Below are 15860 nucleotides of genomic sequence, written 5' to 3' on the forward strand. Positions count from 1 at the left end.
CGGCAACAAGGAAGAGCGCCATGACCCACCACACCCTCCCGCGTCGTACCCCCGTCCTGATGGTCGCGGTCGTCCTGGCGCTGGTTGCCTGCAAAGGCGACGACAAGGTCGCCGCCACGGCGGCGCCCGCAGCGACTGCCGAGGCCACCCCGTGGCCGTCGGTGAGCTGGCCGCTGGCCGAAGACCCCGCCTTGGAAAAGCGCATCACCGAGCTGATGGCGGGCATGACGGTGGAGGAGAAGGTGGGCCAGCTGATCCAGGGCGACATCGCCAGCACCACCCCCGAGGACGTGCGGAAGTATCGGCTGGGGTCGATCCTGGCCGGCGGCAACTCCGACCCCGGCGGCCGCTACGACGCCTCGCCCGCGGAGTGGCTGGCGTTGGCCGATGCCTTCTACGCGGCCTCGATGGATACCGCGCAGGGCGGCAAGGCGATCCCGGTGTTGTTTGGCATCGATGCGGTGCACGGGCAGAGCAACATCGTCGGCGCCACCCTGTTCCCGCACAACATCGGGCTGGGCGCGGCGCGCAATCCGGAGCTGGTGCGCCGCATCGGCGAGATCACCGCGCTGGAAACCCGGGCCACCGGCATGGAATGGGCGTTCGCGCCCACCGTGGCGGTGCCGCAGGACGACCGCTGGGGACGTACCTATGAGGGCTACTCCGAATCGCCCGAGGTCGTAGCGAGCTACGCCGGCAAGGTGGTCGAAGGATTGCAGGGCAAGGTCGGTTCGCCGGAATTCCTCGACGGACGCCATGTCATCGCCTCGGTGAAGCACTTCCTCGGCGACGGCGGCACCACCGACGGCAAGGACCAGGGCGACACGAAAATCAGCGAAGCCGAACTGGTCCGCATCCATGCCGCCGGCTACCCGCCGGCGATCGCCGCCGGCGCGCAGACCGTGATGGCCTCATTCAACAGCGTCAACGGCGAGAAGATGCATGGCAACAAGCCGTACCTGACCGATGCACTGAAGGGCCGGATGAACTTCGGCGGCTTCGTGGTCGGCGACTGGAACGGCCACGGCCAGGTCAAGGGCTGCACCACCACCGACTGCCCGGCGACCATCAATGCCGGGCTGGACATGCCGATGGCCTCGGACAGCTGGAAGGGCATGTACGAAACCACGCTGGCTGCGGTGAAGGCCGGCACGATTTCGCAGGAACGCTTGGATGACGCCGTGCGCCGGATCCTCAAGGTGAAGATGCGGCTGGGCCTGTTCGAGGCCGGCAAGCCGTCCGCGCGTGCGGTGGGTGGCCAGTTCGCCCTGATCGGCGCGCCGGAACATCGCGACGTGGCCCGCCAGGCCGTGCGCGAATCACTGGTGCTGCTGAAGAACCAGGGTGGGGTACTGCCGCTGGCGCCGAAGCAGCGCATCCTGGTCGCCGGTGACGGCGCCAACGATGTCGGCAAGCAGGCCGGTGGCTGGACCCTGAACTGGCAGGGCACGGGCACCACCCGCAAGGACTTCCCGAACGCGGACACGATTTTCGAGGGCATCGCCCAGCAGGTCAGGGCGGCGGGGGGCCAGGCCGAGTTCGCAGTGGATGGCGCCTGGAAGGCCAAGCCTGACGTCGCCGTGGTGGTGTTTGGCGAGAACCCGTATGCCGAGTTCCAGGGCGACCTGGCAACACTGGCGTACAAGCCGGGCGACGAGACCGACCTTGCGCTGATCAGGAAACTCAAGGCAGAAGGCATTCCGGTGGTCGCGGTCTTCCTGAGCGGTCGCCCGCTGTGGGTCAACCGGGAGATCAACGCTGCCGATGCCTTCGTTGCCGCATGGCTGCCGGGCTCGGAAGGTGCAGGCGTGGCCGACGTGCTGCTGCGCAGGCCGGACGGTGCCGTGCAGAACGACTTCAAGGGCAAACTGAGCTTCAGCTGGCCGCGCACCGCGGTGCAGTACGCCAACAACGTGGGGCAGAAGGACTACGACCCGCAGTTCGCGTTCGGCCATGGCCTGACCTACGCCGACAAGGGCGACCTGGCCGCGCTCCCTGAAGTCTCGGGGGTGACCGGTAACGAGGGCGCGGCCGGCGTGTTCTTTGCACGCGGCGACGCCGGCGCCGGCATGGCGCTGCGGCTGGAAACCGCCACCGGGCAGGGCGTGACCGTCACCAAGGTGCCGGAGGGCCTGGAAGGCGACCTGCTCAAGGTCACCGGGGTGGACCACCTGGTGCAGGAAGACGGCCGTCGGTTTGCCTGGTCGGGCACGGGTGAGGCGGTTGCCGCCCTGCAATCGCACACCGCCCTGGACCTGCAGCGCGAGAGCAACGGCGATCTGATGCTGGTCACCACGCTGCGCGTGGACGCCGCACCCAAAGGCGATGCCTGGCTGGCGGTGGGCTGTGGCACCGGCTGCACGGCGCGGGTGGCGATCGGCCCGACCTTGGCGAAGCTGCCGGTGGGGCAGTGGACGCGCGTAGGCGTGCCCTTGAAGTGCCTGGCCGGTGCCGGCGCGCAGGTGGGCACGCTGGATCGCCCGTGGTCGCTGGTGACCGCGTCGGCCATGACCGTCTCGATGTCGCGCGTCGCGCTGGGCGCTTTGAACGAAGCGGACGTCACCGTCGCCTGCGCGGGCGCCGGCGCATGACGCTGCGGCGCGCCCTACCGACCCTTGGGCGGGCGCGCCACCGAGTCGCGCATCACCAGCCGGTGCGGCAGCACGTGGTCGGTCAACGGGCGCGCTTCGTCGTTGCGGTGGCGGATGGTACGCAGCAGGATATCGATGGCCGCATCGGCCATCGCCGCAATCGGCTGGTGGATGGTGCTCAGTTCCGGCCACACCGTGGTGGCGGCCGAGGTGTCATCGAAGCCGACTACCGAAAGGTCGCGCGGCACATCCAGTCCCCGCCGGTGCGCGACCGAAATGGCGGCAGCGCCCATGTCGTCGTTGCTGGCGAAGATGGCGGTCGGCGGCCGCGCGTGCGCGAGCAGCAGCTCCGCCGCGCCCAGGCCGGAGCGGTAGGTGTAGTTGCCACGCTGGACCAGTTCGGGGTCCACCTCCAGGCCCGCCTCCTGCAGCGCGACGACAAAGCCGTCGTAACGGCGTGCGCTGGCGCTGAGGTCATCGCGACCACAGATGAAGCCGATGCGCGTGTGCCCGTGCTGTATCAGGTGCTCGGCCATTTCTTTTCCGGCGTGGAAGTCGTCGATGCGCACGCAGGAAATACCGTCCCCCTGGCGACCGGACGCGATCGCCACCACCGGGATGCGCGCCTTCACCAGCTCGCCGACGGCGGCCGCGGATTCGCACAGGGGCGGTGGCAGGATCACGCCATCGACCCGGCTGGCCAGGCTGCGCGCGGCCTTGCGCTCGGCCTCGGCATCCATGTTTTCCCAGTAGTCGATGGTCAGCTGCACCGGTGCGTTGGACGCCACGCGCAGCAGGCCTACCAGCAGCTCACTCAGGTACGCACCGCTGGGGTTGGCATAGATCAGCGCGATGCGGGTGTGCTGCGCGGCGGCCAGCGCACTGGCCGCGACATTGGGCGTGTAGCCCAGCTTGCGCACCGCGCGCATCACGCGGTCGCGGGTCTCTTCGCGCACATTGCCCTGGTTGACTGCCCGCGACACGGTCATCGGTGAAACGCCTGCCAGCGCCGCCACCTCGTCGATCGTCACGCCACTGGTTTTGCGGCGGACCGATTTCTTCGGCTTGTCCAATACGCGTTTCCTTTCGTTTTCGCAACGCTACCGTGCGGCGGGCAGGGGAGATGATGCAGCGACCAGGGCACGTCTCCAGCTTACCCGGTTTACTGCCGAAAACGCCGCATCGTGCCGCTGTCGAACGGTGTCATTGGATGTCGAGCGCTGTCATCGCCTTGCTGCTTTTTGTAGGCAGCGCACGCGCCGAAGACGGTCATTCGCTGTGGATGCGCTATGTACCGGTCGAGCCCGTGCTGGCCGCCACGTACCGCGCGCAGTTGAGCGATATCGTCGCGCCCGACGCGACGCCGACGCAGCGCGCTGCGCGCGCGGAACTGGAGCGCGGGCTGGCCGGTCTGCTGGGCAAGTCGCCGCGGATGCATGCCGATGCAAGCCGGTATTCCGTGATCCTGGGTACACCGCGGTCGTCCAACGTAATCGCAGCGCTGCACGGCGAGATCGATGCGCTGGGGCAGGATGGCTATGTGCTGAAGCGCGTGCAGCACGACGGACGCAGCGTGCTGGTGGTGGCAGGGCAGCGCGACATCGGCGTCCTCTACGGCGTGTTCCACCTTCTGCGCCTGCTCCAGACCGGGGCCGCGCTGGACAGGCTGGACGTGCATGAATCACCGCCCGTGCCGCTGCGGGTACTCGACCATTGGGACAACCTGGACGGCCATGTCGAACGCGGCTACGCGGGTCGCTCGCTGTGGGACTGGCAGAGCCTGCCGGAATGGAAAGACCCGCGTTACACCGATTACGCGCGTGCCAACGCCTCGCTGGGCATCAATGGCACCGTGCTCAACAACGTCAACGCCAGCGCCTGGAGCCTTGCGCCTGCGTACATCGAGAAAACGGCGGCGCTGGCGGAGGTGTTTCGTCCCTATGGCATCCGCGTTTTCCTGAGCGCGCGCTTCAGTGCCCCGATCGAGCTGGGTGGCTTGAAGACCGCGGATCCGCTGGATCCGGCGGTGCAACGCTGGTGGCGCGACAGGGTTGCCGACATCTACGCCCGTATTCCCGATTTCGGCGGCTTCCTGGTCAAGGCAAACTCGGAAGGACAGCCGGGACCGCAGGATTACGGGCGCTCGCATGCCGACGGCGCCAACCTGCTGGCCGACGCGCTGGCGCCGCACGGCGGCGTGGTGATGTGGCGGGCCTTCGTATATGCCCACGACGTGCCTGCCGACCGCGCCACCCAGGCGTATACCGAGTTCGCCGGACTGGACGGCGCGTTTCATCCGAACGTGATCGTGCAGGTCAAGAACGGGCCGATCGATTTCCAGCCACGCGAACCCTTCCACCCACTGTTCGGGGCGATGCCGCGCACCCCGCTGATGCTGGAATTCCAGCTCACCAAGGAGTACCTCGGCTTCGCCACGCACCTGGTGTACCTGGGGCCGTTGTTCGAGGAAGTGCTGCGCGCCGACACCCGCCGGCACGGTGCGGGACCGACCGTCGCCGAGACCCTGGCCGGCATCGCCGGGGTGGCCAACATCGGCAGCGATCGCACCTGGACCGGCTCGCACTTCGACCAGGCCAACTGGTACGCCTTCGGGCGCCTGGCCTGGAATCCGCAGGCGTCGGCGCGCGATATCGCAGCGGACTGGGCGGCGATGACGTTCTCGCCGGACCCGGCCGTGGTGCAGCCCATCGTCGGCATGATGATGGGTTCGCGCGAGGCGGCGGTGAACTACATGACCCCGCTCGGCCTGCACCACCTGATGGCGCGCGGCCACCATTACGGCCCCGGCCCCTGGGTGGACGGTGGTCCGCGTGCGGACTGGACCTCGGTGTACTACCACCGCGCCGACCGTGATGGCATCGGCTTCGACCGCACCGCAAGCGGCAGCAACGCCGTCGCCCAATATTCCCCGGACGTGGCCGCCACCTATGCCGACGTCGCGAAGGTTCCAGAACCCCTGCTGCTGTGGTTCCACCATGTCCCCTGGGACCACCGCATGCCGTCCGGGCGCACCCTGTGGGATGAACTGGTCAGCCGCTATTCCCTGGGCGTCCGCCAGGTCAAGGCCATGCAGGCCACCTGGGCCACCCTCGCACCGCCGCCCGCCAACGCGGACGCACCGGCATCCGCAACGGAACCCGCACCCGTAACGGAACCCGCACTCGCAACGGAACGGTCACCCGTAGAGCGGGGCTCTGCCCCGCTGACCGGCAGCATCGACCCGCAACGACACGCGCAGGTAGCCGCCTACCTCCAGATCCAACTACGCGAAGCCCAATGGTGGCGCGACGCCAGCATCGCCTACTTCCAATCGATCAGCGGCCGGCCCTTGCCCCCGGGCGAACCCGCACCGCCGCACCCGCTGGCGTACTACGAGGCACTGCAGTTCCCTTCCGCACCAGGAGACGGGCGATGAAAAGCTCACGCTGGGCAGTGGCCGCCGTGTTTCTGGGAATGGTCACGCCATCACTGGCCCAGGAGTCGGCGAAGACACTCCTGCACCCGCTGTTCCAGGACCACGCCGTACTGCAGCGCGACCAGCCGCTACCGGTCTGGGGCGATGCCGATCCGGGCGCGGCGGTAGCCGTCACCTTCGCTGGCCACACCGTCACCGCTCGCGCAGCGGCCGACGGGCACTGGCGTGCCACGCTTCCCGCCACCGCTGCGGGAGGGCCTTATTCACTCACCGTGCGCGCAGGCCAGGTCACCCAGGTCGCGCGCGACCTGCTGATCGGCGACGTGTGGCTGTGTTCCGGCCAATCGAACATGGAGCTTCCGGTGCGGCGCGCGCTCGACGCGGACAGCGAGATCAGCTCGGCCACGCACCCGGACATCCGTTTGTTCACCGTGCCCAAGGCCGCGGCGGTCACGCCTCAACAAGGCTTCGCCGGCCCCGTTTCATGGCAAGCCGCATCACCGGACAGCGTGCGCGACTTCTCCGCCGCCTGTTTTTACTTCGCGCGCGAGCTTAGAAAGACCGTCAACGTGCCGATGGGCCTCATCCAGTCGGCGTGGGGCGGCTCGCGGATAGAGGCCTGGAGCAGCGCCGATGCCCTGCGCGCGCAGGGCGGCATGGACGAGGCGCTGGATGTCCTCGCCCTGCATGCCCATGATCCCGCCGCGGCGAACGCACGCTGGGGCCAGATCTGGCAGCAGTGGTGGACGCAGCGCGAGGGTGCCACGCCCGGCGATGTGCCCTGGCAGCCCGACGCCAGCCACACCGGGTGGCACGCGGCACCGGCCCCGCTGGGCGCATGGGAGCGCTGGGGCGTGCCGGCGCTGTCCAGCTACAACGGGATGGTCTGGTACCGCAGCCAGGTCACGCTGACCGCCGCGCAGGCAGCACAACCGGCCACGCTGGAACTCGGGCCGGTGGACGAGACCGACGTGACCTGGGTGAATGGCGTCGCGGTGGGCAGTCAGTACGCCCCCGGCGAAGCACGCCGGTACCGGCTTCCTGCCGGTGCATTGAAGGCGGGCACCAACCAGGTGGTGATCAACGTGCTCGACACGTACGGCGACGGCGGGCTGGCGGGTCCGGCGAGCGCCCACGCCGTGCGCCTGGACGATGGCACCCGCGTGGTCCTGGACGCCCCCTGGCAGTACCGGATGGCGCCCGGCGCGCAGGCACCGCCGCCCGCGCCGTGGCAGGCGGCCACCGGCCTGTCCACGCTGTACAACGGCATGATCTCGCCATTGGGCACGTTCGGCCTGCGCGGCATCCTGTGGTACCAGGGCGAGTCCAACACCGGCGACGGTGCTGCCTACGCCGACCGACTGCGCGGCCTGCGCGCGGATTGGCGCACGCGGTTCGGCACCGACCTGCCACTGCTGATCGTGCAGTTGGCCGGCTACGGACGGCCGCCCGCATCGCCTGTCGAGAGCGGCTGGGCACAGGTGCGCGAGGCGCAACGGCAGGTCGCGGCGGACGATCCGCACAGCGGCCTGGCGGTCACCATCGACATCGGCGACGCCTACGACATCCATCCGCCCAACAAGCAGGAACTCGGCCGACGACTGGCAACGTTGTCGCGCCATGTGGTTTACGCAGAGCGCGCAGGCGCCGCATCCGGCCCGGTGCCGCGCAACGTGTCGCGCACCCCGGACGGGCTGAGGATCCGCTTCGACGACGTCACCGGGCGCCTGGCCACCACCGGCGCGAAGGGACCGATCGGATTCGAGCTGTGCGATGCCGACGTGCGGCAATGCCGGTATGCGGACGCCGTGTTGGACGGGGACGATGTCGTGTTGCGATCCGACGGCGTGGCGCCGGACAGCAGTCCGCACCACGGCAGCGCACGCGTGCGCTACTGCTGGGCCGATGGCCCGGTCTGCACGCTTGGCGACAGCAGCGGCCTGCCGGCGGGGCCGTTCGAACTACCTCTGGAAGAAGCAGGGAGGCCCTGATGCGCGTTTTGCTTGCCATGCTGCTGTTGCTGACGGTCGCGATCCAGGCCAGGGCGGCCGAGGCGCCGCCGGTCTACTTCGACTGGTTCGAATACAGCGGCCGCGACCAGGCGTTTAAAGCGCCGTTGCCCGCCGGTCACTACCGCAATCCGATCCTTGCCGGTTTCCACGCCGACCCCAGCATCGTCCACGCGAACGGCCGCTACTACCTGGTCAATTCCAGCTTTACCTACTTCCCGGGCATCCCGGTGTTCGAAAGCATGGACCTGGTGCACTGGAAGCAGATCGGCAACGTCATCGACCGCCCCTCGCAGCTGGATTTCGACGGCCTGGGCGTGTCGCGCGGCATCTTCGCGCCCGCTATTTCGTTCCACGACGGGCTGTTCTACGTGGTCACCACGGCGGTAGACAGCGGCGGCAACTTCATCGCCACCGCGCGCGACCCGGCCGGTCCGTGGTCCGACCCGCACTGGCTGCCCGGGATCGAGGGCATCGACCCGTCACTCTTCTTCGATGACGACGGCCGCGTGTACCTGCTCAACAACGATGCACCGCCCGGCACACCCCGCTATGAGGGCCACCGTGCGATCTGGATGCAGCAGATCGACCTGGACCGCTTCACCCCCGTCGGTCCGCGCAGGGTGCTGATCGACGGTGGGGTGGAACCTGCGAAGAAGCCAATCTGGATCGAAGGCCCGCACCTGTACCGGCGCGATGGCTGGTATTACCTGTCCGACGCGGAAGGCGGCACCGGTCCGCAGCATTCGCAGGTGGTCCTGCGCAGCCGCGACGTCTGGGGACCGTACGTGCCGTATCCGGGCAATCCCATCCTGACCCAGCGCGACCTGCCGGACGACCGCCCGCTGCCGGTCACCAATGCCGGGCATGCCGACCTGGTGGAAGGCCCGGACGGTTCCTGGTGGGCGGTGTTCCTGGCCAGCCGCAACTACGCGACGCGTCACTACAACACCGGGCGCGAGACCTTCCTGCTGCCGGTCGAGTGGCGCGATGGCTGGCCAGTGATCCTGCCGGCGGGCCAGGTCATCCCGTATGCGGTCAAGGCACCGTCGTGGATGCAGGGCGAGGCGTCGCAGGCACCGTTTACCGGCAACTTCGTCGACCGCGACGACTTCTCCGCGCCAACGCTGGGCAACGGGTGGCTGCGCGTGCGCGTTCCCAAACAGCCGTGGGCAGACCTGCGTGCGCGGCCGGGCAGCCTGGCCGTGCATCCGCTGGCGGAGGACCTGGACACGCTGAAGAATCCCGCGTTCCTCGGCCGGCGCCAGCAACATCTGCGCTTTGACGCCAATACGGAGATGACGCGTCCGCAGGCCGGCGTGGCCGCAGGGCTGGCCGCGTTCCAGAGCGAGGCGTACTGGTATTTCCTGGGCGTCCGCAGTCTCGACGGCGACCGCATGGCGGTCTTCCTCGAAGGGCGCGACGGCAAGGGCGTAACCCGCACGTTGGCAACCCGGGAAATGGAGGCAGCGGCGTCGCTGCAGCTGAGGATACGCGGTGACGAAGGCCGCTATGCGTTCGCCTTCGACACCGGCGACGGGCGGGGCTGGCAGACGCTGGCCGACGACGTGGACGGAACGGTGTTGAGTACGGATCGCGCAGGCGGCTTCGTCGGCGCACTGCTGGGACCATTCGCGCGCGATGAGCGTGCACTGAGGAGCAAATGATGACGCGCAGGCCCATGTTCCACACGCTGGCGCTGTGCGCCGCCATCGCACTGTCGCCCGCAGGCCACGCTGCCGAACCAGCGCCCTGGCTCGACACTTCGGCCAGCTTTGAAACCCGCGCCGCTGCGCTGGTCGCGCAGATGACGCTGGAGGAGAAGGCCGCGCAGATGCAGAACGCCGCCCCGGCCATCGAGCGCTTGGGCGTGCCGCCCTACGACTGGTGGAACGAAGGCCTGCACGGCGTGGCGCGGGCAGGGCAGGCCACCGTGTTTCCGCAGGCGATCGGCCTGGCCGCCACCTTCGACGTGCCGCTGATGGGGCAGGTGGCGACCACCATCAGCGACGAGGCGCGCGCCAAGCACCACCAGTTCGTGCGCGAAGGCGCGCATGGCCGCTACCAGGGGCTGACCTTCTGGTCGCCGAACATCAACATCTTCCGCGATCCACGCTGGGGCAGGGGCCAGGAAACCTACGGCGAAGACCCGTACCTGACCGCGCGCATGGGCATTGCCTTCGTCCATGGCCTGCAGGGCGACGATCCGAAATATCGCAAGCTGGATGCCACCGCCAAACATCTGGCCGTGCACAGCGGGCCCGAGGCCGACCGCCACCACTTCGACGCCCAGCCCAGCAGGCGCGACCTGTACGACACCTACCTGCCGGCCTTCGAGGCGCTGGTGAAGGAAGGGCAGGTGGATGCGGTGATGGGCGCCTACAACCGGGTCTACGGCGAATCGGCCAGCGCCAGCCACTTCCTGCTGCGCGACGTGCTGCGCCGCGACTGGGGCTTCAAGGGTTACGTGGTCTCCGACTGCTGGGCCATCGTCGACATCTGGAAACATCACAAGATCGTGCCCACCCGCGAAGCCGCCGCCGCGCTGGCGGTCAAGAACGGCACCGAACTCGAATGCGGCCAGGAATACGCGACGCTGCCGGCGGCAGTGAAGCAGGGGCTGATCAGCGAAGCCGAGATCGACGATGCGGTGACCCGCCTGTTCACCGCGCGGATGCGGCTGGGCATGTTCGATCCGCCTGAGCAGGTGCGCTGGGCACGCATTCCGCCGGAGGTGAACCAGGCCCCGGCGCACGATGCGCTGGCCCTGCAGGCGGCGCGCGAATCGCTGGTGCTGCTGAAGAACGACGGCGTGCTGCCGCTGCCGCGCACGCTCAAGCGCATCGCCGTGGTCGGGCCGACCGCGGACGATACGATGGCCCTGCTCGGCAACTACTTCGGCACCCCGGCGGCGCCGGTGACGATCCTGCAGGGCATCCGGGACGCCGCCAGGGGCGTGGAGGTGCGCTACGCGCGCGGCGTGGACCTGGTCGAAGGCCGCGACGATCCCGACGCCACCCCGCTGATCGAAGCGGCCTACCTGCGCCCGTCGGCCGACTCGCCGGAGCGCGGCCTGCGCGGTGAATACTTCCGCAGCGCCGACTTGTCCGGCAAGCCGGCGCTGGTGCGCACCGACGCGCAGATCGGCTTCCGCTGGGACCGCGGCTCGCCCACGGACAACCTGATGGCGCGGGGCGAAGCAGGACCGGGGCAGGGGGTGCCCAACGATCACTTCAGCATCCGCTGGACCGGCCAGCTGCTGCCACCGGTGTCGGGCCGCTATCGGATCGAAGCCGCCGCCGACGACGGCTTCCGTCTGTACGTGGACGGCATGCGCGTGCTGGAGCACTGGGCCGACAGCGATCGCATGCAGAGCGGCGGCGTGGAGCTGGACCTGCAGGCCGGCCAGGCCTACGACCTGCGCCTGGAGTACTACGATGCCGAGCGCGATGCCGGCGTGCGCCTGGGCTGGCGCATGCCCGGGGCCAAGCCGCCCTTCGAGGAGGCGCTGGACACGGCGCGCAGCGCCGACGTGGTGGTGTTTGTCGGCGGCCTGACCGGCGACGTCGAAGGCGAGGAGATGAAGGTCAACTACCCCGGCTTTGCCGGCGGCGACCGTACCGACCTGCGCCTGCCGGCCACGCAGCGGGCGCTGCTGGAAGCGCTGCACGCCACCGGCAAGCCGGTGGTGATGGTGCTCACCGGCGGCTCGGCCATGGCCGTGGAATGGGCCCAGGCCAACCTGTCCGCGATCCTGATGGGCTGGTATCCGGGGCAGCGCGGCGGTACCGCCGTGGGCGAAGCGTTGTTCGGCGACATCAATCCGGGCGGACGCCTGCCGGTTACCTTCTACACCGCCGACCAGGCAATGCCGGCCTTCGACGACTACAGCATGGAGGGGCGCACCTACCGCTACTTCCGCGGCACTCCGTTGTACCCGTTCGGGCACGGGCTGTCCTACACCCGGTTCGACTACGGCAAGCTGCGTCTGGACGCCTCGCGCATCGCAGACGATGGCCGTTTGAAGGTGTCGGTGAAGGTTGCCAACGCCGGCAAGCGTGACGGCGATGAAGTGGTGCAGCTGTACGTGCGGCGGGTTGCGGCCGGGCCCGGCGACGCAGTGCAGGCGCTGCGCGGTTTCCAGCGCGTGCACCTGGTCGCCGGCGAGCAGCGCACGGTGGACTTCGAGCTGGACGCGCAGGCGCTGCGCCAGTACGACGAAACGCGCAGCGCGTATGTCGTGCCACCCGGCGAGTACGAAGTGCGGCTGGGCGGCTCCAGTGCCGACGCCCGTGTGCTCAAGCGCTTCACCGTGGAGGCGAAACGTGACTGATCACACCTTGTCGGTGCGGGAAAAGCTCGGCTACAGCCTGGGCGACCTTGCGGCGAACCTGATCTTCCAGACCCTTGTCACCTATCTGGCGTTCTTCTACACCGATGTGTACCGGCTCCCGCCGGCGACCGCGGCAACGCTTATTTTCGTGATCGGGCTGCTCGGCGCGTTCGTGTTCACCCCGTTGATCGGTATCCTTGCCGATCGCACCGCTACCCGCTGGGGCCGGTTCCGCCCGTGGATCCTGTGGACGGCGGTGCCGTTCGGCGTGCTCTCGCTGCTGGCCTTCAGCACGCCGGATTTCGGTGAGCGCGGCAAGGTGGTCTATGCCGTGGCCACCTATGGCCTGCTGATGCTGGTGTATGCGGCCAACAACCTGCCGTACTCCGCCCTGAGCGGCGTGCTCACCGGCAGCATGGCCCAGCGCAACAGCCTGTCCGCCTACCGGTTCGTGGCGGTGATGATCGCGCAGTTCATCATCCAGGTGCTGCTGTTGCCGCTGGTGCTGATCCTGGGCGACGGCGACCGCGTGGTGGGCTTCGAACGGGTGATGACCGTCTTCGCCGTGGTGGGAACGGTGTTCTTCCTGATCACCTTCGCCACCACGCGTGAGCGCGTGGTACCGGCCAAGGAACAGACCGGCGGCGTCCTGCAGGACCTCAAGGACCTGCTGCACAACCGCCCGTGGCAGGTGATGCTGGCGCTGACCGTACTGGTGTTCGTCAATCTGGCGCTGAAGGGCGGCACCTACATTTATTACTTCCAGTACTACATGAGCGAGCCGGCGCTGGCCGGCTTCCTCGAAAGCTCCGGCTTCAACCGCTTCATCGGCGGCCTCAACGCAACGCTCAGCAGCTGGGGCCTGGCCGGCTTCACCTGGCCAGAGGACCCGGCCACCTCGGCCTTCAGTCTGTTCAACGCCTGCGGCATCCTGTGCATGATCCTGGGCATCGGCGTTTCCCGCCGACTGGCCGACCGCTTCGGCAAGCGCGATGTGTTCGGCGCGGCGCTGCTGCTGTGCACCGTCTTCCTGCTGGTGTTCTACCTGTTCCCACCGACTGCCGTGGCCGTGGCATTCGCCTCGTTCATGCTGCACGGGTTCTTCTACGGCATCACCATTCCGCTGCTGTGGGCGATGATCGCCGACGTGGCCGACTATTCCGAATGGAAGAACCATCGGCGCGCCACCGCGATCATCTTCTCGGCCATGCTGTGCGGCCTGAAAATCGGGCTCAGTGTCGGCGGCGCGCTGGTGGCCGCCATCCTGGCTCACTACGGCTACCAGACCGGCGCCGCCGAGCAACCCGATGCCGTGGTCGACGGCATCCGCCTTACCGTCAGCGTGTACTGCTCGATCCCGTTCCTGGTCGCAGTCGCGCTGCTGTTCCTCTATCGGATCGACAAACGCATGGAAAACCGCATCGAGCACGACCTGCTGCAGCGTCGCAACGGCACCGACCTGCAACAGTTGGCTGCACGGGCCATCTCGCAGCCGCTGGTGAGCCACATCTACACCGCCGATCCTTCCGCGCACGTGTTCGAAGGTCGCCTGTACATCTATCCCTCGCACGACATCGACGCCGGAACCCCGTTCGACGATGACGGCGGGCACTTCGGGATGGAGGACTACCACGTGCTGCGGATGGACTCGCCGCAAGGGGAGGCCACCGACTGCGGCGTGGCCCTGCATGTACGCGACGTACCCTGGGCGGAGAAGCAGATGTGGGCGCCGGACGCCGCCTGCCGTGACGGACGGTACTACCTGTATTTCCCGGCAAAGGACGCCGAAGGCATCTTCCGCATCGGCGTGGCCGTGGCAGACCGTCCGGAAGGACCGTTCACCGCCGAGCCCAGGGCGATGCCCGGAACCTACTCGATCGACCCGGCCGTGTTCGAGGACACTGACGGCAGCCATTACCTGTACCTCGGTGGGATCTGGGGCGGCCAGCTGCAGAAGTACCGCGACAACCGCTACGACGCATCGCACGCAGAGCCGGTCGGCGACGCGCCTGCATTGGGGCCGCGCGTGGGTCGGCTGCAGGCCGGCATGACCCGGCTGGCCGAGCCCCTGCGCGAAGTAGTGATCCTGGACGAACGCGGGCAACCGCTGCGTGCCGATGACCACGAGCGCCGCTTCTTCGAGGGGGCGTGGCTGCACGCCTGGCAGGGCCGCTATTACCTGTCGTACTCCACCGGCAACACGCACCTGCTGTGCTACGCCATCGGGGACAACCCGTATGGGCCGTTCACCTATGCCGGCGTGATCCTCAAACCGGTGGTCGGCTGGACCACGCACCATTCCATCTGCCAGGTCGACGGGCAGTGGTACCTGTTCTATCACGACGCACTGCTGTCCGGCGGCGTCACCCACCTGCGCTCGGTGAAGTGCACGCCGCTGCAGATGGACGCGGACGGCAGGATCAAGACGATCGATCCCTATGGCGCCTGAAGCCACCTCGCCGAAGGACGACGCGCTCGCCCCGCTGCCTGCGGGTCGCCTGTATTGGCTGCGAGCCGGCGCGCTCGAGGTCGCCTTGGCGCCGGAGGCGGGTGGGCGCATCGCGCAGATCCGCTACGACGGCGTTGACTGGCTGGTCGGCGTGGACGACGGCGATTCCGCGGCGATTGCCTGGGGGTGTTACCCGATGGTGCCGTGGGCCGGACGCATCCGGCATGGGCGATTCGCATTCGACGGCACGCCGTACGCACTTCCGACCAACTTTGGTGGGCATGCGATTCACGGGCTGGGGTTTACCCGGCGGTGGGAAATCGATGCCCTCGCTGCGGACTCCGCCTCCTTGTCGCTGGCACTTCCCGAAGATGAAACCTGGCCGTTCGGCGGCGTCGCAACGCAGCGTGTCCAGCTGACGCCCGGTCAGCTGCAACTCCACCTTGCCGTGCAGGCCGGCCAGCAGGCCATGCCCACCGTGCTCGGCTGGCACCCCTGGTTCCGCAAGCCGGACCGGCTGCTGTTCACCCCCGACGCCATGTACCCACAGGACGGGGAGGGCATCGCGACGCTACCGTTGGTTGCCCCCACGCCGGGCCCATGGGACGACTGCTTCCTGCAGCACCACGAAGTGACACTGGAATCAGCAGGCCAACGCTTGCGCCTGCGGGCGGACACCGATCACTGGGTCATCTACGACGCCGCCCCTCACGCCACCTGTGTCGAACCGCAGACCGGCCCACCCGATGCCTTCACCCTGGCCCCGACCCGGCTGGAGCCAAACCAACCCCTGCAGCTGACCTTCACCTTGAGTTGGAACCCCACACCCCCCGGCGGTGACGTATTTGCGGATTCGGCACGAACGGCAAGTGCAGCTGCAGCGGTCTGCCACGTTGGCAGGGCAGCGCGTTAACGGCGGCAGGAGTTAACGACATCAGCGAATCGGGGGTTGTTCTCCGCGCCATCATTTCTGGCACCGTCGGCACGCCAGGCCAATGCACTCGCTGGGGCGTTCCCGATCCATTAATGGGTCGAGATTTCC

The 15860-nt window shown here is 68.3% G+C and carries 8 protein-coding genes and 1 pseudogene; 8 read left to right on the top strand and 1 reads right to left on the bottom strand.

The window, feature by feature from the left end; translation table 11 throughout:
- Positions 1-20: 20 nt before the first annotated feature.
- Positions 21-2591, top strand: a complete 2571-nt coding sequence (locus tag FSZ13_RS00870; RefSeq protein WP_145477557.1) for a glycoside hydrolase family 3 protein — start codon at positions 21-23, stop codon at positions 2589-2591.
- A gap of 14 nt (positions 2592-2605) precedes the next feature.
- Here the strand turns inward: FSZ13_RS00870 and FSZ13_RS00875 are convergent, their stop codons facing one another.
- Complete coding sequence (locus FSZ13_RS00875) at positions 2606-3664, bottom strand: LacI family DNA-binding transcriptional regulator (protein WP_145477558.1); 1059 nt, start codon at positions 3662-3664, stop codon at positions 2606-2608.
- A gap of 137 nt (positions 3665-3801) precedes the next feature.
- On the opposite strand from FSZ13_RS00875, the gene FSZ13_RS00880 reads away from it, so the two are divergent.
- The 7 genes and pseudogenes from FSZ13_RS00880 to FSZ13_RS00910 all read left to right on the top strand — a co-directional run bounded on the left by FSZ13_RS00880 (position 3802) and on the right by FSZ13_RS00910 (position 15731).
- Entirely contained in the window at positions 3802-6027 is a 2226-nt protein-coding gene (locus FSZ13_RS00880) for an alpha-glucuronidase family glycosyl hydrolase (RefSeq protein WP_260844058.1), read from the top strand.
- Positions 6024-8018, top strand: coding sequence for a sialate O-acetylesterase (locus tag FSZ13_RS00890; RefSeq protein ID WP_145477559.1), 1995 nt, complete (start codon positions 6024-6026; stop codon positions 8016-8018). Before FSZ13_RS00880 ends, FSZ13_RS00890 begins: the two co-directional genes overlap by 4 nt.
- On the top strand, positions 8018-9703 hold the full coding sequence (locus FSZ13_RS00895; RefSeq protein WP_145477560.1) for a glycoside hydrolase family 43 protein: 1686 nt from the start codon (positions 8018-8020) through the stop codon (positions 9701-9703). Before FSZ13_RS00890 ends, FSZ13_RS00895 begins: the two co-directional genes overlap by 1 nt.
- Positions 9700-12369 carry a glycoside hydrolase family 3 protein gene (locus FSZ13_RS00900; RefSeq protein ID WP_145477561.1) on the top strand — a complete coding sequence of 890 codons (2670 nt, stop codon included), beginning with the start codon at positions 9700-9702 and terminating at the stop codon, positions 12367-12369. Before FSZ13_RS00895 ends, FSZ13_RS00900 begins: the two co-directional genes overlap by 4 nt.
- Positions 12272-13762, top strand: a pseudogene (locus FSZ13_RS18840) (MFS transporter); the annotation flags it as partial. The gene FSZ13_RS00900 and the pseudogene FSZ13_RS18840, both read left to right, overlap by 98 nt.
- Positions 13763-13777: 15 nt before the next feature.
- A complete protein-coding gene (locus FSZ13_RS18845; protein WP_428999970.1) occupies positions 13778-14818 on the top strand; it encodes a glycoside hydrolase family 43 protein in 1041 nt (346 codons plus the stop codon).
- A complete protein-coding gene (locus FSZ13_RS00910) occupies positions 14808-15731 on the top strand; it encodes an aldose 1-epimerase (RefSeq protein ID WP_145477563.1) in 924 nt (307 codons plus the stop codon). Before FSZ13_RS18845 ends, FSZ13_RS00910 begins: the two co-directional genes overlap by 11 nt.
- The last annotated feature ends 129 nt before the right edge of the window (positions 15732-15860 follow it).

The sequence above is a fragment of the Stenotrophomonas rhizophila genome (assembly GCF_007667275.1).
Classification (GTDB): domain Bacteria; phylum Pseudomonadota; class Gammaproteobacteria; order Xanthomonadales; family Xanthomonadaceae; genus Stenotrophomonas; species Stenotrophomonas maltophilia_AE.

Coding starts and splice junctions, on each gene's coding strand:
- FSZ13_RS00890 (WP_145477559.1), top strand. CDS start 6,024: ATGAAAAGCTCACGCTGGGCAGTGGCCGCCGTGTTTCTGGGAATGGTC.
- FSZ13_RS00870 (WP_145477557.1), top strand. CDS start 21: ATGACCCACCACACCCTCCCGCGTCGTACCCCCGTCCTGATGGTCGCG.
- FSZ13_RS00900 (WP_145477561.1), top strand. CDS start 9,700: ATGATGACGCGCAGGCCCATGTTCCACACGCTGGCGCTGTGCGCCGCC.
- FSZ13_RS00880 (WP_260844058.1), top strand. CDS start 3,802: ATGTCGAGCGCTGTCATCGCCTTGCTGCTTTTTGTAGGCAGCGCACGC.
- FSZ13_RS00910 (WP_145477563.1), top strand. CDS start 14,808: ATGGCGCCTGAAGCCACCTCGCCGAAGGACGACGCGCTCGCCCCGCTG.
- FSZ13_RS18845 (WP_428999970.1), top strand. CDS start 13,778: ATGGAAAACCGCATCGAGCACGACCTGCTGCAGCGTCGCAACGGCACC.
- FSZ13_RS00895 (WP_145477560.1), top strand. CDS start 8,018: ATGCGCGTTTTGCTTGCCATGCTGCTGTTGCTGACGGTCGCGATCCAG.